The organism is Bacillus sp. GS3m_15504 (genome assembly GCF_055825275.1).
In genome coordinates, this window is sequence record NZ_JBVVNL010000001.1 from 874,943 (window position 1) to 895,415 (window position 20,473).

At 35.8% G+C, this 20,473-nt stretch carries 24 protein-coding genes; 19 read left to right on the forward strand and 5 right to left on the reverse strand.

Features of this window, described 5'->3' with window-relative positions:
• Positions 1-48 precede the first annotated feature (48 nt).
• Positions 49-1,047 carry a formamidase gene (locus tag AC0L0O_RS04880; protein ID WP_000535791.1) on the forward strand — a complete coding sequence of 333 codons (999 nt, stop codon included), beginning with the start codon at positions 49-51 and terminating at the stop codon, positions 1,045-1,047.
• A gap of 46 nt (positions 1,048-1,093) precedes the next feature.
• Here AC0L0O_RS04880 and AC0L0O_RS04885 read toward each other — a convergent pair whose 3' ends face one another.
• A complete protein-coding gene (locus AC0L0O_RS04885; protein ID WP_001160950.1) occupies positions 1,094-1,459 on the reverse strand; it encodes a YugN family protein in 366 nt (121 codons plus the stop codon).
• Positions 1,460-1,665: 206 nt separating this feature from the next.
• Between AC0L0O_RS04885 and AC0L0O_RS04890 the strand changes: the two genes are divergently transcribed.
• The 6 genes from AC0L0O_RS04890 to AC0L0O_RS04915 all read left to right on the forward strand — a co-directional run bounded on the left by AC0L0O_RS04890 (position 1,666) and on the right by AC0L0O_RS04915 (position 5,157).
• On the forward strand, positions 1,666-2,700 hold the full coding sequence (locus AC0L0O_RS04890) for a CAP domain-containing protein (protein WP_000735392.1): 1,035 nt from the start codon (positions 1,666-1,668) through the stop codon (positions 2,698-2,700).
• Positions 2,701-2,845: 145 nt separating this feature from the next.
• Positions 2,846-3,283 carry a YlbD family protein gene (ylbD, locus tag AC0L0O_RS04895; RefSeq protein WP_001143340.1) on the forward strand — a complete coding sequence of 146 codons (438 nt, stop codon included), beginning with the start codon at positions 2,846-2,848 and terminating at the stop codon, positions 3,281-3,283.
• Positions 3,284-3,294: 11 nt separating this feature from the next.
• Positions 3,295-3,540: a YlbE-like family protein gene (locus tag AC0L0O_RS04900; protein WP_001200991.1), complete on the forward strand. Its 246-nt coding sequence runs from the start codon at positions 3,295-3,297 to the stop codon at positions 3,538-3,540.
• An 82-nt stretch (positions 3,541-3,622) separates the two neighbouring features.
• Entirely contained in the window at positions 3,623-4,195 is a 573-nt protein-coding gene (locus AC0L0O_RS04905) for a histidine phosphatase family protein (protein WP_002036937.1), read from the forward strand.
• A 116-nt stretch (positions 4,196-4,311) separates the two neighbouring features.
• Positions 4,312-4,764, forward strand: a complete 453-nt coding sequence (locus AC0L0O_RS04910) for a YlbF/YmcA family competence regulator (RefSeq protein WP_000634359.1) — start codon at positions 4,312-4,314, stop codon at positions 4,762-4,764.
• Positions 4,765-4,890: 126 nt separating this feature from the next.
• Entirely contained in the window at positions 4,891-5,157 is a 267-nt protein-coding gene (locus AC0L0O_RS04915; RefSeq protein ID WP_002080814.1) for a YlbG family protein, read from the forward strand.
• Positions 5,158-5,209: 52 nt separating this feature from the next.
• Here the strand turns inward: AC0L0O_RS04915 and AC0L0O_RS04920 are convergent, their stop codons facing one another.
• Complete coding sequence (locus AC0L0O_RS04920) at positions 5,210-5,599, reverse strand: DUF7147 family protein (protein ID WP_000616010.1); 390 nt, start codon at positions 5,597-5,599, stop codon at positions 5,210-5,212.
• A 513-nt stretch (positions 5,600-6,112) separates the two neighbouring features.
• On the opposite strand from AC0L0O_RS04920, the gene rsmD reads away from it, so the two are divergent.
• Both rsmD and coaD read left to right on the forward strand, forming a co-directional pair.
• Positions 6,113-6,679 (forward strand): 16S rRNA (guanine(966)-N(2))-methyltransferase RsmD, encoded by a 567-nt coding sequence (rsmD, locus tag AC0L0O_RS04925; protein ID WP_001266973.1) that lies wholly within the window; start codon positions 6,113-6,115, stop codon positions 6,677-6,679.
• Complete coding sequence (gene coaD, locus AC0L0O_RS04930) at positions 6,676-7,167, forward strand: pantetheine-phosphate adenylyltransferase (RefSeq protein WP_000200598.1); 492 nt, start codon at positions 6,676-6,678, stop codon at positions 7,165-7,167. Before rsmD ends, coaD begins: the two co-directional genes overlap by 4 nt.
• Here coaD and ylbJ read toward each other — a convergent pair.
• Positions 7,159-8,388, reverse strand: a complete 1,230-nt coding sequence (ylbJ, locus tag AC0L0O_RS04935; RefSeq protein WP_000273102.1) for a sporulation integral membrane protein YlbJ — start codon at positions 8,386-8,388, stop codon at positions 7,159-7,161. The two genes, coaD and ylbJ, sit on opposite strands and share 9 nt — an antisense overlap.
• Positions 8,389-8,501: 113 nt before the next feature.
• Here ylbJ and AC0L0O_RS04940 point away from each other — a divergent pair, with 113 nt between their 5' ends.
• Entirely contained in the window at positions 8,502-9,293 is a 792-nt protein-coding gene (locus AC0L0O_RS04940; RefSeq protein ID WP_000662594.1) for a patatin-like phospholipase family protein, read from the forward strand.
• On the forward strand, positions 9,286-10,308 hold the full coding sequence (locus AC0L0O_RS04945) for a SepM family pheromone-processing serine protease (protein ID WP_000476283.1): 1,023 nt from the start codon (positions 9,286-9,288) through the stop codon (positions 10,306-10,308). The genes AC0L0O_RS04940 and AC0L0O_RS04945 overlap by 8 nt, the downstream gene beginning before the upstream one ends.
• A 29-nt stretch (positions 10,309-10,337) precedes the next feature.
• On the opposite strand, the gene AC0L0O_RS04950 is transcribed toward AC0L0O_RS04945, so the two are convergent.
• Positions 10,338-11,579: a nucleotidyltransferase gene (locus AC0L0O_RS04950; RefSeq protein WP_165570300.1), complete on the reverse strand. Its 1,242-nt coding sequence runs from the start codon at positions 11,577-11,579 to the stop codon at positions 10,338-10,340.
• A 153-nt stretch (positions 11,580-11,732) separates the two neighbouring features.
• On the opposite strand from AC0L0O_RS04950, the gene AC0L0O_RS04955 reads away from it, so the two are divergent.
• The 3 genes from AC0L0O_RS04955 (at position 11,733) to AC0L0O_RS04965 (ending at position 13,104) form a co-directional block, all read left to right on the forward strand.
• Positions 11,733-12,233 carry a YceD family protein gene (locus tag AC0L0O_RS04955; RefSeq protein WP_000872145.1) on the forward strand — a complete coding sequence of 167 codons (501 nt, stop codon included), beginning with the start codon at positions 11,733-11,735 and terminating at the stop codon, positions 12,231-12,233.
• Positions 12,234-12,294: 61 nt separating this feature from the next.
• Positions 12,295-12,468 (forward strand): 50S ribosomal protein L32, encoded by a 174-nt coding sequence (gene rpmF / locus AC0L0O_RS04960; protein WP_001984764.1) that lies wholly within the window; start codon positions 12,295-12,297, stop codon positions 12,466-12,468.
• Positions 12,469-12,597: 129 nt separating this feature from the next.
• Positions 12,598-13,104, forward strand: a complete 507-nt coding sequence (locus AC0L0O_RS04965) for an RsfA family transcriptional regulator (protein WP_000246473.1) — start codon at positions 12,598-12,600, stop codon at positions 13,102-13,104.
• Between the two features lie 34 nt (positions 13,105-13,138).
• Here AC0L0O_RS04965 and AC0L0O_RS04970 read toward each other — a convergent pair whose 3' ends face one another.
• A complete protein-coding gene (locus AC0L0O_RS04970; RefSeq protein WP_000506700.1) occupies positions 13,139-13,612 on the reverse strand; it encodes an N-acetyltransferase in 474 nt (157 codons plus the stop codon).
• 348 nt (positions 13,613-13,960) lie between these two features.
• Between AC0L0O_RS04970 and panE the strand changes: the two genes are divergently transcribed.
• The 5 genes from panE to AC0L0O_RS04995 all read left to right on the forward strand — a co-directional run bounded on the left by panE (position 13,961) and on the right by AC0L0O_RS04995 (position 20,396).
• Positions 13,961-14,848, forward strand: a complete 888-nt coding sequence (gene panE / locus AC0L0O_RS04975; RefSeq protein ID WP_000782397.1) for a 2-dehydropantoate 2-reductase — start codon at positions 13,961-13,963, stop codon at positions 14,846-14,848.
• Between the two features lie 79 nt (positions 14,849-14,927).
• Positions 14,928-16,544: a bacillithiol biosynthesis cysteine-adding enzyme BshC gene (bshC, locus tag AC0L0O_RS04980; protein WP_000403062.1), complete on the forward strand. Its 1,617-nt coding sequence runs from the start codon at positions 14,928-14,930 to the stop codon at positions 16,542-16,544.
• A 369-nt stretch (positions 16,545-16,913) separates the two neighbouring features.
• A complete protein-coding gene (rsmH, locus tag AC0L0O_RS04985) occupies positions 16,914-17,846 on the forward strand; it encodes a 16S rRNA (cytosine(1402)-N(4))-methyltransferase RsmH (protein WP_000481786.1) in 933 nt (310 codons plus the stop codon).
• A 15-nt stretch (positions 17,847-17,861) separates the two neighbouring features.
• Entirely contained in the window at positions 17,862-18,224 is a 363-nt protein-coding gene (gene ftsL, locus AC0L0O_RS04990; RefSeq protein ID WP_000067081.1) for a cell division protein FtsL, read from the forward strand.
• A 21-nt stretch (positions 18,225-18,245) separates the two neighbouring features.
• Positions 18,246-20,396 carry a penicillin-binding protein gene (locus tag AC0L0O_RS04995; RefSeq protein WP_079998698.1) on the forward strand — a complete coding sequence of 717 codons (2,151 nt, stop codon included), beginning with the start codon at positions 18,246-18,248 and terminating at the stop codon, positions 20,394-20,396.
• Positions 20,397-20,473 lie beyond the last annotated feature (77 nt).

Genomic DNA, 20,473 nt, shown 5'->3' on the forward strand with positions numbered 1-20,473 from the left:
ATATTGTTATCTTTAATAAAACAAGGACTATTTTAAGGGGGAATTTAAATGGGTAGTAGTGGAAGTATGGTAAAGCCAATTAGTGGGTTTTTAACAGCATTAATACAATATCCAGTACCGGTAGTAGAGTCACGTGCAGACATTGATAAACAAATTAAACAGATCATAAAAACAATTCATTCAACTAAAGCAGGGTATCCTGGATTGGAATTGATAGTATTTCCAGAATATAGTACGCAAGGGCTTAATACAAAAAAATGGACTACAGAAGAGTTTTTATGTACAGTCCCTGGGCCAGAAACAGACTTGTTTGCTGAGGCATGTAAAGAGTCTGAAGTATATGGTGTTTTTTCTATAATGGAAAGAAATCCTGATGGTGGAGAACCGTATAATACAGCAATAATTATTGATCCACAAGGTGAAATGATTTTGAAGTATCGTAAGCTAAATCCTTGGGTGCCAGTTGAACCTTGGAAGGCTGGAGATTTAGGTTTACCTGTTTGTGATGGACCGGGAGGAAGTAAATTAGCTGTTTGTATTTGTCATGATGGTATGTTTCCTGAAGTAGCTCGTGAAGCAGCTTATAAAGGTGCAAATGTCTTGATTCGTATTTCTGGATATAGCACACAAGTTAGTGAACAATGGATGTTAACTAATCGTTCGAATGCATGGCAAAATTTAATGTATACATTGTCGGTGAACTTAGCGGGTTATGATGGTGTATTTTATTATTTTGGTGAAGGACAAGTATGTAATTTTGATGGGACTACTTTAGTGCAGGGACACCGAAATCCTTGGGAGATTGTTACTGCTGAAGTATATCCAGAGCTAGCAGATCAAGCTAGATTAGGATGGGGTCTGGAAAATAATATATATAATTTAGGTTCAAGGGGATATGTAGCAACTCCTGGTGGGGTGAAAGAAAACCCGTATACGTTTGTAAAAGATTTAGCTGAAGGTAAATATAAGGTTCCTTGGGAAGATGAGATTAAAGTAAAGGATGGAACTATTTATGGGTATCCAGTCAAAAAGACGATTCATTCTTAAATAAGATAAATAGAACAAGCGCATCATATTGATGCGCTTGTTCTATTTACTCAATGATTTGGAATTCTTTTAACTCTTTTTCGATATTTTGTAGGAGTTGTTCGCTTTTTTGAAGTACATTCGTTGGAAAAATTTCACCATCCCCATATTCAACACCATGAGGATAATAGTGTTTACCTAATAAGGGAGGAAGTAGCTTTATTTCAGCGTGTCTACTACCAATGTCACCTTCAACAGCTAAACCTTGTACACGTAAATAATAAACATCGTTTAATATTTCGAATTTATAATCGTATGTAACTCGTTCATAATCCCACTGTCCAGCGAGTACAAAATGGTTCTTTTCCATAATCTCTGTTAATAGTGTTAAATCAACAATTACCCCATTAAATTTCGTGTTTGTAAATTGCATATAATACCTCCTCTTTTCATGTTACGCCATTATTTTTATAATAGTATGAATAATAAGAAAGTGCAATTCATATTGAGAGAAAAGGGATAATCCAGACTTTTTTTGCGAAAATATGATATAGTGAAAAGAGTACGGTACACACAAAAAAGGAAAGAAAAGGATTTGTGTATATCTCAATTTTATGTTTTGTGCAGGAGGTATATCGATTGAAGAAATTATTGCGTATCGTAATGATCACAATTTTAATTTTAGCTGTTGATTTATATGGGAAATTGCTCGTTTCACAATATATATTAACCCCATCTCAATCAAAGCAAGAAAATAAAATTGTAAAAAAGAAAAAACAAGTAAATGAAGATTCTTCCGATACTGTTTTAAATATGATTGGTGGGGACTCTGAAAATTTATTAGCAAAATGGGGCGAACCTTCTCGAATAGAACCATCTGCTTATGGATATGAATGGTGGGTATACAATCAAGATTTAGCTCAGTATGTTCAATTTGGGGTTGCTGAACGTAAAGTTGTAACGGCGTATGTTGCTGGTGAGCAAGTTAAGGTGCCACCTTATTATATAAATGAAAAGTATGAAGATGTGTATAAAAAGAATCCACTCTCGCATGAGATTTCATTAAAAAGAGGGAAGAATAGTTATCAATTTGAGTTATCTGATACCGAAGTGATGGAACAACCATTAGTACCAGTAGAAGATGGCTGGGCACAATTATATTTTGATCATTTTACGCATGAGCTTGTCGGTGTTCGTTATATGGATGACGAAACGTTATTACGCCAAAGACCGTATCAGCTCGTTTATTCGGGTGAATTATTAGCAGAACAACCATTAACTCCAGATAAAATGAAACAAATAGAGAATGGGAATATGCAACAAATTTTTGACTTAACAAATATTATTCGAAGTCGTCATAATTTACCGTTATTAGCTTGGGATCAACAAACAGCAGATGTAGCAATCGGTCATAGTAAAGATATGAAGGATAATAATTACTTTTCACACGACTCACCTACATTAGGTACGTTAGGAGATCGTTTGCAGCGTGGGAAAGTAGGATTTCAACTTGCGGGTGAGAACATAGCGGCGCAACATAGTGATGGAGTTGCGGCATTGCAAGGTTGGTTAAATAGTGAGGGACATCGAAAGAATTTATTGAATGAACAATTTACAGGATTGGGTGTTGGAGTATACGATAAGTTTTATACACAAAATTTTATTCGAAAATAAAATGAAACTGTAAATTGTCGAGGGGAATCTTACCCTATGCAAATAGTAAGAAAAAAAGGTGCATGAATCGTCTGAAAATAGGCGAACCATGCGCCTTTTTTTTCTTACTATATAGTAGGTAGATATATATGAAGAGGTGAGGATTATGCCAACAACAAAAGGACCGTTACATCCATCGGTTCAACAGTTTAAAGAGTTTGTAAACCATCACCCTAAAATGGTTCATGAAGTTCGAAGTGGTCATAAAACTTGGCAACAGTTTTATGAGGAATGGTACTTACTTGGCGAAGAAGATCCGATATGGGCAACTTTTAGACCTGATGGAGCGCCTGCTTATTCTTCGGTAAAAGAAAATAAAAAAGAAAAAGATAATCGAACCGAAGAGGAAAAAACTGCAGATGTGATGGGACAAATGCTTTCTTTCTTTAAAAAGCTAGATGTGGAACAAATGCAACATCATTTAGCTAATGTGACGAGTGCTATTGGTAGTGTGCAACAAGTTTTTCAACAATTTCAAGGAAAACGCACGCAGCAAGAGGAGAGTACTTCCGAAAATAATCCATTTTTCTTTCAGAAGGATTAGGGGGAAAGCGGATGAGAGCAGAAATTATGGAGTTTATAAAGGCTGATGAGGATTTATCTCGCTACATTAGGGAGCAACCGTACTGGTATAGAAAACTAACGCGAAACCCTGAAGAAAAAGAGGCATTTGAGTTAGCGGCTATGCAACATTTCAAAAAAACGATACCAGATAAAGTTGAGAAATTTCAAAATCAATTAGCAGTTGCTTCCATTATGATTGATATGTTTCAGTATATGAAGCAGCAAAATACAACATAATTGGAAGGGAAAACTATGTCCGTCATGCACAACTTTTGATACAATAGAAGCGGATTATTTAAAAAGGAGTTGCAGCATGAGCATGACGGAAATTTGTTTAGTACGACATGGACAAACTGATTGGAATTTTCAAGAGATTATTCAGGGACGTGAAGATATTCCGCTTAATGAAGTAGGGAAGAAGCAAGCGAGTCAAAGTGCAGCTGCTTTGCAAGCGGAGGCATGGGATGTAATTATAAGTAGCCCATTAATTAGAGCACAAGAAACAGCTAAGGAAATTGCAGAAGCCACTGGATTACAATCCATTTTATTAGATGAGCGATTTGTTGAACGTAATTTCGGTGAAGCTTCTGGGAAGCCGGTTGCGACTGTTAGGGAATTAATTGCAGAAGGTAAAGTAGAAGGTATGGAGCAAGATGAAGAAATTGTAGCTCGTTGTTTTGCTGCGGTAAAAGATGTTGCAGAAACTCATTCAGGTAAACGTATTATCATTGTAGCCCATTCGCATGCGATAAAAGCAATTTTACATGCAATTGCGCCAGAAGATATTACATTTAAAACACCGTTAAAAAACGCATGTATTAGTTATGTGAAAGAGAATAGTGGGAAGTGGGATGTTCTTAAATATAACATTGCGGAACATATTCATGTATAAGTGTGTGTTGACATAATGTGCAAAATAGTTAGAAGGATATCTTTCTATTTAGTGAGACACTTCAATTAGTAGTTCTATTCTAAATGTGGTATGATGAATACTCGGAGGTGTCTCTCATGATTGTAGCGACGCTAGAAAGCGTATTAATATTAGATAAGGCAGAGCAGCTTGCAAAAGCGATCATCTGTTCAGATATAGCAGAAGATTACCGTAAATGTTATAAAGAATTGCAAGAAGATATGGAAGTTCAGACGTTAATTCAGCAATTTACAGCGATGAAAGAACGATATGAGGAAGTACAACGTTTCGGTAAATATCATCCTGACTATACTTTCGTTTCGACGAAGATGAGGGAGTTAAAGCGTTCTGTAGACTTACATGATAAGATTGCAGCTTTTAAACGAGTAGAAACGGCTTTGCAAAAGTTGCTAGATGAAGTTAGTGTAGCAATCGGTTCTGAGGTGTCCTCTTCCATCAAAGTTCCAACAGGAAATCCATTTTTTGATGCTGGTGGCTGTGGTGGCGGTTGTGGTACTGGCGGAGGTTGTGGTTGTAAAAAAACGGGGTAAATCACCCCGTTTTTTGGAAGATAGAAGAAAACGTATACAGAGTTTGTCCTGTAATGTCATAAATTTCTGATTGGTTTTCATAAAATATAAAATAAATGTTTTTAAAAGGAGAAGATGGAGAAGATTATGTTCGGGCAACGACAAAGTATGATTGTTTATTTACATTCATTGAAACATGCCAAGATTTTAAGGAAATATGGTAACATACATTACATATCAAAACGCTTAAAATACGCAGTAGTATATTGTGATATGGAACAAATTGAGCATATGATGCAAAAGTTGAACAAACTTCCTTTTGTGAAAAAGATAGAACAATCGTACCGCCCGTATTTAAAAACGGAATTTGAAAATTCGCGTCCTGATCGGGCAAAAGAATACGATTATAGCTAATATAAAAATCCCCTGCTAATTTTAGCAGGGGATTTTTATTTGAAATAACAAATTATTTCATTGGGGGAATAAAATTATTCATTCGTAAAATACCAATTAAATGATTGAAAAACAGTTCTTTTTCTGGGAAAGTTGTAGATGGTTTTACCGTAAAGGTAGTCACTTTTTTTCCAAGTTGTTCTGCCGTTTCTTCAAATAAAATGATGCGTTTACTTTTTTTATTTTCAAGTACAGGAATGCCTTCACGACATATGTATAATGGTTGGAAATCACCAGTAGTAGTTGGTTTTAATATTACAACAAGTGAGCACACTTTTTTTTCATTTTTAATCGTTTCAAATTGTAACATATGTGTTATACGTTCTTGATTTGCTTTGGCAATTTCAAGTAATTCATATAAATCAGAGTAGCCCTCTCCGAGTTCTATAAAGCGTTGAATCATATTTTTTCCTCCTCTTTCTTTTACTGTACCATCTCAATTTTTAAATGAAAAGTAGACAAAGAAAAAAAACCCTGCAAAGCAGGGCCCTTCTTATACTAGCATGTACTAGTAAGAAGGCAAAGGGAGAGGAGAAACCGGAGGAAGAACTTATGGGGAAACGTAAGTCTTCTCCGCGGTTGGCAACAACATCGAAGGTGATGTTGTTATAGTTATTTATGTCCAATCTAAATGAAGATATACATGATGAAATTAAATTTTATGTTGGGCTTTTTATTTTTCTTTTTTTTATTTTATGATAGGATAAAAAAGGTAAAGTGAAACGAATATACATAATGGGTTCGTGTTAGCGAATAGTGAGATGAATACATAAAAATGCAGAGTGATTATTTTAAGCTAAGTTCTCCTAGTGTTCGTTGAAAGATGAACGGACTAGTACGGTTTGGTAGCGGTTACTGAATGGAGAAGAGTTTTCTATAATTGCTCGTTAGATTGAAATAAAGGTAGTGACAGCAGATGAGAGTAGTTTCAGGAAAATGTAAAGGGCACCCACTTAAAGCGGTACCAGGTAATACAACACGTCCAACAACAGATAAAGTAAAAGAATCAATTTTTAATATGATAGGTCCTTATTTTGATGGCGGTATCGCTCTTGATTTATTTGGCGGTAGTGGTGGTCTTGGAATTGAAGCGATAAGTAGAGGGATTGATAAAGCAATTTTTGTTGATCGAGATAATAAAGCGATAAAGACAATCCATCAAAATTTAGAAAGTTGTAGAATACAGGAACAAGCTGAAGTATATCGAAATGATGCAGAACGTGCGATAAAAGCGCTTATAAAACGTGAAATGTCATTCGATCTTATACTAATTGATCCTCCATATAAAGATCAAAAAATTGTATCTTTAATTAGTGTAATGGATCAACATGGATTGCTGCATAACGCTGGTTTAATTATGGCGGAACATGGTAATGATGTAGTTTTACCAGAGTCTATAGGAAGACTTGTAAAAGTGCGAGCTGAAAAATATGGCATTACAGCAATATCGATTTATAAGTATGAAGGTGAGGGGACGGAATGACAAGTATAGCTATTTCTTCGGGAAGTTTTGATCCAATTACCCTTGGGCATCTGGATATTATTAAAAGGGGAGCAAAAGTATTTGACGAGGTATACGTAGTAGTTTTAAACAACTCGTCAAAAAAACCGTTCTTTTCAGTGGAAGAGCGCTTAGATTTAATTCGAGAAGCCACAAAGGATATCCCTAATGTAAAAGTAGATTCACATAGTGGACTACTAGTTGAGTATGCGAAAATGCGCAATGCGAATGCGATTTTACGTGGGTTACGAGCGGTTTCTGATTTTGAATATGAGATGCAAATTACTTCTATGAATCGAAAATTAGATGAAAATATTGAAACCTTTTTTATTATGACAAACAATCAATATTCATTTTTAAGCTCGAGCATTGTGAAAGAAGTTGCGAGATATGGAGGAAGTGTAGTAGATCTTGTCCCTCCTGTTGTAGAACGTGCTTTAAAAGAAAAGTTTCAAACCCCGTTAAAGTGAACGGGGTTTTTCTTTGTTGCTCCGAAAAAATAATAAGATGACATATACATATAAACAAAATAATGTAAATATTGGTCCGTAGTGTACAAAAGATGTCCAAATGTCATGCAGTATAGAAGAATGATTCGATAAAAAGACAGGTAGATCTTTTTGCATAGGTGAAAAAGAGCTTACTTTTTCATAAAACGGTTTCCAAAATATAAAAGTAAAAATAGGAGCAAGAATACTTTGGATAATTCTTGCGAAAAAATAGGGCTTAAATCGAATGTCTGTTTCAGCTAATATGCTAGCGACTTGTGCCTGAATAGAAAGGCCACTAAATGCTAAAATAAAGCTTGTTACCATAGCTTGCTGCAGGAGGGGTGTTTCAGTTATTTGACTAATCATTTGGCTTCCGAGTGTCATTTCAAAAATGCCAGATAATATTGGGATACTAAATTCAGTAGTTAGTTGGAAGAATGATAAAATATGTTGCATAATAAAAGAGAGGGCTGCTGTAATATGAAATACAGTAATCATTTTATTTAAAACAGAGAATAAAATAATGAATCCACCAATCATAAGTAATGTTTGGATAGAAGAAACGATAGCGTCCCCAAGTAATTTTCCTATTGGTCTTTTTTCTTGCATACGTGTCTCGTGTAGAATTGAAAAAGGGTTTTGAAAAGGGCGTTTTTTAGTAGCATGTTTATCATGCGTGGAACTGTTGTTATTGCCGTAAAAACGCATCAGTAACCCGACGGCAAAATTACTTACATAATGTGCAGCAGCTAATACGATTCCTAATTTCGGATTATTGAAAAAACCGATAGAAACAGCCCCGAAAATAAAAAGTGGATTGGATGAGTTTGTAAAAGATACGAGGCGTTCTGCTTCAATTTGTGTTAGCTGATTGCTTTTGCGCAGTCTAGCGCTTAATTTGGCGCCAGCGGGAAATCCTGAAGCCATTCCCATTGCCCAAACAAATCCGCCTATCCCTGGAACACGGAAAAGTGGTCGCATAAGTGGTTCTAATATAACGCCTATAAATTTTACAACACCAATACTAATGAGAAGTTCGGCAATGATGAAAAACGGTAAAAGTGAAGGGAATACAACTTCCCACCATATATTTAACCCTCGAATGGAAGCTTGTAAAGCAGCTTGGGGGTGGAGTACAAGAGAAAAGGTTAAAAAAAGTGTTGATATGGTAAGGAAAGCCGTTTTCCATTTTTCATACATGTAAGTAAATCCCCCTTTGTCCCAAAAAACGTTCATTTCAGTATACGTGGATACGTAGTGAATTTAGACCATAAGTATGAAAAAGGAATGAAAAAAATTAAAGGGTGAGAAAAATGAAAGAACCGAAAATTGGATTAGCTCTTGGATCTGGGGGCGCAAAAGGTTTTGCTCATATTGGTGTTATAAAGGTTTTAAGGGAAAATGATATACCGATTCATTTGATTGCAGGAAGTAGTATGGGGGCTTTGGTAGGTACATTTTATGCAGCTAGTTCAAACGTTGAAAGACTGTATAAACTGGCAAATGTTTTTAAGAGGAAATATTATTTAGATTTTACGGTTCCCAAAATGGGATTTATTGCTGGAAAACGTGTCAAAGATATGATTAAAATGTTTACATATAATAAAAATTTAGAAGAGTTAGATATCCCGACGGCTGTTGTGGCTACTGATATCTTGAAGGGGGAAAAAGTAGTTTTTACAAGTGGTCCAGTTGCAGAGGCGGTGAGAGCTAGTATTTCTGTACCTGGAGTGTTTGTGCCAGAGAAAATAGATGGACGATTATTGGTAGATGGCGGAGTAATTGATCGCATCCCAGTATCGGTTGTGAAAGAGTTAGGTGCCGATATTGTTATTGCTGTTGATGTATCCCCGATTAAAGTAAATGGAGAGGTTACGTCTATTTATGATGTAATTATGCAGAGTATTGAAATTATGCAACATGAGCTTGTGATGAATCGGCAAATTGCATCTGATTTAATGATGCGCCCAGCTGTAGAACAATTTAGTTCTCGTGCTTTTACAAACATTGAAGACATTATTCGAGTTGGAGAGGTAGAAGCGGAAAAGCATGTTGCAAATATTCATTTATTAATTGAGCAGTGGAAGGAGAAACATAATGTTTAAGCGTTTTCGGTTTATATATGCAATTTTAATAGGGGTTATATTGGCAATGTTACTTGTTTATGTACGTCTGCCGTATTATATAACCAAACCAGGAATGGCTGCCAAATTAGAGCCTTACGTTCAAGTGGAGGGGGGAACAAAAGAATCCGGTGATTTTATGCTTGTTACGGTTTCGATGGGACCGGCAAATGTAGTGAATTTAATAGCGGCACAGTTTAATAAATATACACATATTTCGAAAGCGGAAGAAATATTGCAAAAAGGTGAAAGTGATGAAGAATATCAATTTCGTCAAAATTATGCGATGAAAGATTCGCAAAATGCAGCGATCTATAATGCTTATAAACGTGCAAATCGTACAGTTTCTTTTGAAAATAAAGGTGTGTTGGTTGCTGGTGTAGCGAAAGGGATGCCATCAGAAGGAAAGCTAAAACTTGGAGATATCATCATTGCCGTCGACGGAAAAACATTTGAAAAGACGGAACAATTTATTGAATATATGACAGGGAAAAAAGAAGGGGATACAGTAAATATTGAGTACAAGAGGGATGGGAAACAGTTAAAAGAAAATTTAAATGTAAAGACTATTCCGAATGGAAATGGACGCGTTGGTATAGGTGTTTCTATCGTTACGGAAAGAGAATTAGTGGTAGATCCGAAAGTGAAAATTGACTCTCATGAAATAGGTGGACCATCGGCAGGTCTCATGTTTACATTAGAAATATATAATCAACTGGTGGACGAGGATTTAACAAGAGGACATGAAATAGCTGGAACAGGTACGATTAATGAAAAGGGAGAAATTGGCCCGATTGGCGGTATTCAGCAAAAAGTGGTCGCTGCAAGTGATGCTGGTGCTGAAGTGTTCTTTGCGCCAAATGAAAAAGGTGCGGAGAAATCGAATTATAAAGATGCACTTGAGGCTGCGAAAGATATTAAAACGAAAATGAAAGTTGTGCCAGTTGATACGTTAGATGATGCATTAATGTATCTGGAAAAAATGGGGAATAAATAAAAAAATCTCTCTTAAAAAGAGAGGTTTTTTTATAGGAATTTTGCAGTTGTTTCATCATAACGAATTGGGTGATGTGTAGCATCTCGTTTTAGTAGTTGCGTTCGTAATGGTTCTTTCATGATAGAGAAGTATACAGAATTGGCTTTTCGCTCTATGTGTAAAGTAGGATGGTCAAATGTTTTTGTATGGGTAAGGATTGGAAGCTCTATTTTTTTCTTGTTTTTTGAAAGGTAAGTTTGTCCTTTTTGTGACATGCCTAATAGACGAATGTATGGTGCATGTTGCTCTATATTTGCGCAATATATTTCTTCTTTTGTTGTATTTGTTAAAATATGTGTACAAGCTCTTTGTAATCTAGTCCACGTATAACGCTTCGTTTTTAATGCTTCCATGAATAAATGGAAGGAGGAACTGGTTTGTATTTTTGATAAAATACGATGCTCTAAACCTTCCTCAATTTCATATATATGTCGTAAGTCTTCTGGAGACATCGTCATAAGTTTGTATTTGAAAAATGAAAAGTATTGTTCCCAATTATGTAATGTCCCGTAGTTTTGTTTATAACTCGCTAAAAGAGAAGCAGTCGCTTTTGGGATAAAAGACTCAATTTCTGTAAAAGAACTATTTTCGCTAAAAAGTTGTTTGCGGATACTTGTTGCGCTTGCAATATGTTGGTCGTTAAATGTTTCATCATGATAATGAGACGCGAATCTTTTTATCGTTTGTGCTTGCATAGAACTATTTTGCATCAGTATTGCTTTTATGTATTGGAAGCCTAAAATGTTATTTGGTTGTGACATATCTATATTTTTTTCAGAAGATAAAATGTGTAGGAAAGCTTCAGATGTAGCTTTTGCGTAACTATTACCTGCGTTCATAAATTGCTTTACAAGACGATTAAAAGTCTCTTCTTCATTTTTTTGCACAGAGATGGTGTTGTAAAAATTTTCGATTTGTCCATCTTCACTGCCGAAACAAATTTCAGAAACGTGTAGGGCGTTTAAAATAGAAATAGCCCCATTTGCAAAGGTTTCAGCCTTTTGCGTTGAAAAGGCATATGGAAGCTCTACAACGAGGTCTACACCGCATGCTAAGGCCATTTTGGTACGATACCATTTGGATACAAGTGCTGGCTCACCACGTTGTAAAAAAGGCCCACTCATAACAGCGATTGTAATATCAGAGTGTGTTAACTTTTTTGTTTGTTGCACATGATAATCATGACCGTTATGAAAAGGGTTATATTCAACAACAATACCACTGGCTTTTATGGTAATCTCTCCTTTCGATGTAGCATCTTTTTGAAAAACGTGATACTCTATATATTATTTACTATGATGACTTCATTATAGTGTAAAGAAAAAACATTGACAAATATAAAATGGCTAGCTATAATTTTGTTTGTTGCCTTGAGGTGATATGATATGAAATGGTCCATCCATCAATTGAATAAATTGAGAAATAAAGGATTGACATTGGATGAGATGGTAGATGTAAGTGAGCTAAAAGAGGTCGAGAAAGATATTCGTGAAATTAATCCTGTTCATGTAACAGGAAGAGTTGATTTTGGCTCCGGTAAGTTTACGTTCCATCTACATATAACTGGAAGCATGGTTTTACCATGTTCTCGCTCTTTAGTAGATGTGACATTACCATTTGACATTAAAACAACTGAGGTGTTCCAAACTTCACAAGAAGAATTTGAAACGGAAGCTGAAATTCATTGTTTAGAAGGAGAAGTACTTGACTTACTGCCCGTAATCAAGGAAAATATACTTTTGGAGATTCCAATGCAAATTTTCAGTGATGATGTTTCTGGTGGAGCACCGACGCAAGGTCAAGACTGGCAAGTGATTTCGGAAGAAGACAAAGAAAAGCCTGTTGATCCAAGATTGGCAGGACTTGCAAAGTTTTTTGACAAATAATCGGAAGACTGGTTCAGGCCTTCATATGAAAATAACTATTTCTTTTAAGGAGGTGGGAAGAATGGCTGTACCTTTTAGAAGAACTTCTAAAACAGTAAAAAGAAAGCGTCGTACGCATTTCAAATTATCAGTACCTGGTATGGTAGAGTGCCCAAGCTGTGGTGAAGCGAAATTAGCTCACCGTGTATGTAAAGCATGCGGTACTTACAAAGGTAAAGAAGTAATCAGCAAGTAATTGCGGGGAAATAAACGTAGAAGATATCTTCTACGTTTATTTTTTTTGTCTTATTCTTCATTTGTTGTATTCTATCTTTTCTAGTAACTGCATATGTTTAATAAAAAATGCATAGGGAGGACTAGAGAGATGGCGACAACAAGACAAGATGCTTGGACTGATGATGAAGATTTGCTTCTGGCAGAAGTAGTACTCCGGCATATTCGAGAAGGTGGAACGCAATTATCTGCCTTTAAAGAAGTGGGAAGACATCTATCTCGTACACCAGCAGCATGCGGCTTTAGATGGAATTCTTACGTTAGAAAGCAATACAAAGAACGTATTGAAGAAGCGAAGCAACTGCGTAAAGTGGAACATTATGAAGTGAAAGAGACGAAGGTATTAGAGCCTAAGTTAATTACATTGAATGATGTTATTGATTTCTTACAAAATTATAAAGATGAAAACTCTTTAATGGTGTTGCAACAGCAAATTGAATCGTTACAAACAGAAAAAGAAAGTCTTCTGGAACGATTATCAGTTTATGAGGAAGAATATAGAACATTGCTTGATTATATTGATCAAAAAAGAAGTGTAATGGTAGCGGAAAGAAATAGTGCTCGTTCGAATGGGAAATTAGAGAAATTAAAGAAATAAAAAAACAGCTGCTATGTAGCTGTTTTTTTATTTCTTATGCAGACTCTTCGTTTGTAACCGCATTCAAATTTGTTTCTGGGTGCCAAACGTAAAAATCACCATCAGGTACTGATACAGGTTGGAAATTTAATTTATCCCAAAAACCAGCTGAATGGATACGTGCGATCGTTTTAATCGGGAACTGCAGTCCCTTAGCATAATTTACAAGCATTTCTCCGAATCCTTGTTTTTGGAAATTTGGTAATACTTCAAGTTTATAGAGTTCTAGGTAAGTACCTGTAATTTCGAATGGTTCCCCGCCGTTCCTTTTCATGTATAGACTCATACGTGCAATTAGTGATCCACCGTAATAAATACCGTAAAATGGAGATTCACTATCGTTTTCAATAATGTTTGCTTGTAATTCTTCTAACATGGATAGTTCTTGAGCTCCGCAACCTTTAAATTTTTTAAACTCGTCTAATGTTTTATAATTGATGAGCAAGCGCTCAACTTTTGGGAATCCCATAACATCACATCCTTTTCTTATCTTGTTGAATGCAGAAAAGTAAAAATATTTATAATAATATTATAACTCATTTTTTTATTTTTATGAAGATGATAGTATATTTCTTTTATTATTTTTTTGAGGATTTGCTAAACTAAGAGTAGAAGCATAGTAATAAGTAGTATATACATATTGGAAGAAGAGGTGGCATTTATTTGTCAAAAAGCAATGAAATTAGAAACTGTGTTAATGTAATTGAGGCGTTTGTTCATCTTTAATTAATTATGATTCCACACGAATCGAGTGTTCGCGGAATAAAAGGGGAGGGGAAAAAGGGACTTATGTATAGTATGCAAATGAGTTCCTTGTATGAAAATGAAAATTGGAGTTGTGGGACCAGGAGCTATCGGTCTATTGTATACATTTTATTTACAAAAAAGTAATCAAGATGTTACGTTGTTTACAAGGACAGCTAAGCAGGCTGACGAATTAAATATAACGGGTGTAACTTGTATTAGGGAGGGGAAACGTGAAACAGTATTCCCGCAGGTATTCCCAATAGAAAGTATGCCAGACCAGCAGCTAGACTATATATTTATTGCTGTTAAGCAATATCATATAACTGATATATTACCTTTTGTGCGAGGGAAATCCTCATTAATCTTTTTGCAAAACGGCATGTCACACCTTCATACTATGCAGAAAATAGAGAATGAAAATGTTGCAGTCGGAATTGTGGAGCATGGTGCAAAAAAAGAAGAAAGACATACCGTTTATCATACAGGGATAGGTGTAACGAAGTTTGGAATCGTGCACGGTCGGTCTATACATTTTGAAAAAATATTGAATTGCTTTTCCTTCCCTCATTTTCCGATTCGAATAGAAGATAATTGGAAGGATGTTATGCATAAAAAATTAGTAGTTAATGTATGTATCAATCCATTGACGGCATTATTACAAGTAAAGAACGGAGATTTGATTACGAATCCGTTTTTTTATCAGATGATGGAGCAAGTATTCCACGAAGTCGTTTTTCTCGTTAAAGAAGAAGAAATGGTATGGGAAATGGTACGTCATGTATGTGAAAGAACGTCTCATAATACATCATCTATGCTGGCAGATGTAAGAGCGAATAGACAAACAGAAATTGGTGCGATTGTTGGATATGTATTAGAAGAAGCTAAGAAACAGCAACGATCCGTTCCGACACTTCAATTTTTGTTCGATGCAATAAAAGGATTAGAAGTAAAAGTATAAGTGTAATTCTTTGCTTTTACGTGAAACATTGACTACAATGTGGATTGGTGAGAGAACAGGATACGAAAGGAAGAATTATATGGAGATAAAAGAAATCTCTGTTCCGCAACAAGGTGTTGTAGCGGACTATATGAACGGTAAAAAAGAGATACAGTCGTGTTTTGATTATATGTTAACAGAAGATGCTTTTAAACAGCGTGTACAAGATTTGCGTGAGAGGGAGTTTTTCCGCCAAGATTTAGTAACGCATTTATTAGAATATAATACAAAGTTACAAGCGGGAGAAGCTACAATTCAAAATGTAAAAGCGCTTGGAGATGAAAATACATATGTTGTTATAGCTGGACAACAAGCTGGGTTATTAACTGGACCGCTTTATACAATTCATAAAATTATTTCAGTTTTACAGCTTGCGAAGGAAAAGGAAGAGAGTTTAGGTGTTAAAGTTGTTCCTGTTTTCTGGATTGCTGGTGAAGACCATGATATGGATGAAATTAATCATACTTTTGTAACGAAGAATAAAAAAATAAAAAAGACTATTTTTCATGATCGTAACCCGAAAAAAGCGAGTGCTTCAGAGTCCGAGCTTTCTTTGGAAGACTGTAGAAAGTGGATTGAAGAAATTTTTAAAACATACCCTGAAACGAATTTTACAAAGGATGTACTGCAATTTGTTGATGATTCTTTACGGAAATCGAATACGTATGTAGATTTCTTTGGTCACCTTATTATGAAAATGTTCGTGAATTCTGGTTTAATTCTTGTCGATTCGCATCATCCTGAATTAAGAAAATTAGAAGTGCCGTTTTTTAAACAAATTGTAAGTAAGTATAAAGAAGTGCAAGAGGGGCTTCATAACCAACAGGAAGTAATTAAAGAATTAGGATATAAACCAATTATTGAAACAAAGTCTAATGTAGTACATATATTCATGGAAATTGATAATGAGCGAGTGTTGCTTGAAGACAATCAAGGGAAGTTTGTTGGGAAGGATGGGACGTATTCCTTTTCATATGAGGAATTGATTGAAGAGATGGAAAGAAGTCCAGAGCGTTTTAGTAATAACGTTGTAACGCGCCCTCTTATGCAAGAGTATGTATTTCCTACGTTGGCGTTTATTGGAGGTCCAGGGGAATTAGCTTACTGGAGTGAATTACAACAAGTTTTCCATACTATCGGTTTCCGAATGCCGCCTGTCGTTCCTCGTATTACAATAACTTATATTGAGAGGGATATAGCGACAGATTTACACGATTTACAATTGCAAGAGAGGGATCCGTTTTTAAATAACGTTGATAAGTTGCGTGAGAACTGGTTATCTAATCAAATAGAGGAACCGATAGATGACCGATTTGTAGAGGCGAAAAAAGAAATAATGAATATTCATACGTCATTACAACAGTTTGTGAAGGAAATAGATCCTGGATTAAGTGCATTTGCAGGGAAAAATGAGTTCAAAATTAATGAACAAATTGAACTGTTGGAAAGAATGTTGAAAAGAAATGTTGAGAAAAAACATGAAGTGGAGCTAAATAAATTCCGTCGCATACAATTTGCACTCCGTCCATTGGGAGCGCCGCAAGAGCGTGTGTGGAATGTATGTTACTATTTAAATCAGTTCGGTTTGGATTTCGTTGATCGTGTAATGGAAAAGCCGTTTTCTTGGAATGGAAAACATCACGTTATAAAACTATAGAATCTTGCTCTTAGGAGCAGGATTTTATTTTTATTCTGTTGAATTTACTGTGAAGTGGAATTTTTCTGAATTATCAATTTAAAAATCGGTAAATATCGTAATTATGCAGGATACTTAAATATATGACAAAATAGCACAAAATGTAAACGTATTATTATCTTTTTCGACAGTTTTTTATTTAAATTCCCGCAAAAGATGATAAAATTTAGTATATAATAAAAGAAAATAGCGATTTGTATAGTATGCTGCCGTTGTAGGCAAGTTAAATGAGTCGTTCTTTCATAGTATTTCGTTCTCTAGTCGTGAAATATGCGTTTAGAAGAGGAGATACATTCAACATAATTAATTGAAAAAAGAGTAGGTGCAACAATGTTTAATCACGTAACAGTGCTTTTGAAGGAAACAGTAGATGGCTTAGATATAAAGCCAGATGGTACATATGTAGATTGTACACTGGGGGGAGGAGGACATAGTTCTTATTTATTATCCCAATTAACTGAAGGCGGAAGATTAATCGCGTTTGATCAAGATGAGATAGCAATTCAAAATGCGAAAGAAAAATTCTCTTCATACGGTGAACAGTTCATAACAGTAAAGAGTAATTTCCGTTACCTATCTGAAAAACTACAGGAATTAGGTATAACGGAAGTAGACGGTATTTTATTTGATTTAGGTGTTTCATCCCCGCAATTAGATACGCCAGAGCGTGGCTTTAGTTACCATCATGATGCACCGTTAGATATGCGAATGGATCAAGATGCCCCATTAACAGCATATGATGTTGTAAATAGTTGGTCATATGAACAACTTGTAAGAATTTTCTTCCAGTATGGCGAAGAGAAATTTTCAAAACAAATAGCAAGGAAAATTGAAGCGTATCGTGAGAATAAAGCTATTGAAACGACAGGGGAATTAGTAGAACTAATTAAAGAGGGTATTCCAGCTCCTGCTCGTAGAACGGGTGGACATCCTGCGAAGAGAGTGTTCCAAGCAATCCGTATTGCAGTAAATGATGAATTGAAAGTATTTGAAGAAGCGTTGGAATCTGCAATTGAGATGGTCAAGCCAGGCGGAAGAGTTAGTGTTATAACATTCCATTCTTTAGAAGACCGTATTTGCAAAACGACGTTTAAACGAAATAGTACAACGCCGCAATTGCCGCCAGGATTACCAATTATTCCTGATGAATTTAAGCCGAAGTTAAAGCTTATTACAAGAAAACCGATTTTACCTTCTGATATAGAGTTAGAAGAAAATAATCGAGCGCGTTCTGCGAAATTGAGAATCGCTGAAAAACGATAAAAAGGGGAGAGAGGTATGAGTAACTTAGCTGTAAAGTACAAACAACAAGCGCAAGAAGAGGTTCAGATTCAAACGCCCCCACAGCAAATGGTTCAGCCAAAAGCTAAAGCGAAGATTACAAGAATCGAAAAACTGTTGTATGTAGCGTTTATTGGCTTTTTATTGTATGCCTGTGTAGCGTTTATTGGAAATAAAGCAGGCCTTTATCAAGTTAATGTAGAAGCTGCGACGATAGAACAAAAAATTGTACAGCAGCAAAAAGAAAATCAAGAGTTACAGGCTGAAGTAGAGAAGTTAAGTCGTTATGAACGAATCGCTGAAGTTGCAAAAAAACACGGGCTAGAAATTAATGCAAATAATGTGAAAGGCCTCAAATAAGGCAATAGGTGTGAAGGGAAAATGAAGAGAAATATGACTAAATTTCATACCAATAAGGGAGCAGGGTATTTTATGATTTTATTCCTCCTGCTCTTTTTGCTGTTATTAGCCCGATTTTTTTACATACAAGCAACAGGATCAGTTCATAATCAAGATTTGAATGAACTTGCTAAGCAAAAACATAGTAAAACAGGAGTTCTAGAAGCAAATCGCGGGACGATCTATGATCAAAATGGTCATGTATTAGCGCAAGATGCAAACTCTTATAAACTTGTAGCGGAATTAAAAGGTGCGAAGCCTGTTGAGAATAAAGAGGATACTGCTAAGAAAATTGCGGGAGTACTCGGAACAGAAGAAGAGAAGATTTTAGCTACTTTAAATAAAGAGGGTAGAAGTCAAGTAGAGTTTGGGAAATTAGGTAAAGGCTTGACGAAAGAACAGAAAGAACAAATAGAAGCATTAAAATTGCCAGGTATATCTTTTATTACTGAAAATGCAAGAGTATATCCGAACGGTGATTTCGCATCTTATGTCGTAGGTCATGCGAGACCTGATGATAAGGGGATTGCTATAGGGCAATTTGGTTTAGAAAAGAGTTTGGATAAGTATTTAGGAGCTTCTCATGGGGAAGTAGCTTATACAGGTGATCGTAGAGGCGTATCTCTTGACGGTGGAAAAGTAAACGTAAAAGCACCTAAAAATGGAGATAATGTATATTTAACGCTTGACCAACGTATTCAAAGTTATTTAGAAGATGCAATGAAAGAAGCGAGTAAACATTATGAACCAGAAAGCTTAATAGGAATTGTTGCGGATCCAAAAACAGGGAAAATATTAGGAATGTCTAGTAAGCCTAGTTATGATCCGAACCAGGAAAATAATCAGTATTTTTATAATGATGCAATCGCAAATGCATTTGAACCTGGATCAACAATGAAAATTTTCACACTAGCAGCAGCTATTAATGAAGGTGTGTATAAGGGACAAGATTATTATCAGTCTGGTACATATCCAGTTGGGAACCGCAAAATAAAAGATCATAATGGCGGCGCTGGATGGGGATCTATCACATTTGATGAAGGAGTAGAGCGCTCTTCAAACGTAGCATTTGCAATTTTAGGGGATCAAAAACTTGGTCCAGAACGTTTTCGAAAATATATTCATAGCTTTGGATTAGATGAAAAAACAAAGATTGATTTACCTGGTGAAGGTTCAAATACCATTGTATTCGATCAGCAAATACAGCAAGTAACAACAGCTTTTGGACAAGGTTCTACTGTAACACCAATTCAGCTTGTCCAAGCTGCAACTGCTATTGCGAACGATGGGAAAATGATGAAACCCTATACAATTGATAAAATTGTAGATCCGATAACAGAGGAAGTAAAATTAGAACATAAACCAGAAGAAGTGGGAAAACCTGTTACAAAAGAGACAGCAGCGCAAGTAAGACAGTTATTAGAGCGTGTTGTTACATCACCGAAAGGAACAGGAACTGCTTATAAAGTCGATGGATATTCAGTTGGTGGTAAAACAGGAACAGCACAAATTCCGGATGGAAAAGGTGGCTATATGACGGGAAGAGAGAATTATATATTCTCGTTCTTAGGTATGGCACCTATGGACGATCCGCAACTTGTTGTGTATGTAGCTATTAAAAAGCCGAAATTGAAAGATGATGAGAGCGGTGCACAACCTTTAGCTGATATTTTTAAATATGTAACGAAGAATAGTTTAGAGTATTTAAAGATTAAGCCTAATGAAGTGAAAGATCCGAAGAAATATGTGAAAGAGCAACAAACTGCTGTTCCAGATGTAACCGAAAAAACGATGGAAGAAGCGAAAAAAGCCATTGATAAAGCAAAACTACGTCCAATCGTATTAGGTGAAGGGAAAGTACAGCAACAAGTGCCGAAAGCAACTGAACAAACATTGAAGGGTGACCGAGTCTTCTTAGTGGGAGATAAACCTACAATGCCGAATATACAAGGCTGGGCACTGCGTGATGTTATGAATTTAGCAAAAACATTAAAGCTTAACCTAAAACCTACTGGTACCGGATACGTTACTGAACAAAGTGTGCCAGAAGGAACATTGTTACAACCTGGTACAGAGTTAGGTGTAACACTTGTACCGCCACTTGAACCACAACAAGAAGCAGAAAAACCGTAATGGTAAAAGAGAAGATGTTCTAATTAAATAAGTACAAGCATATATTGGAACAAGCTAGGCGTAAGGGAGGCTTGTTC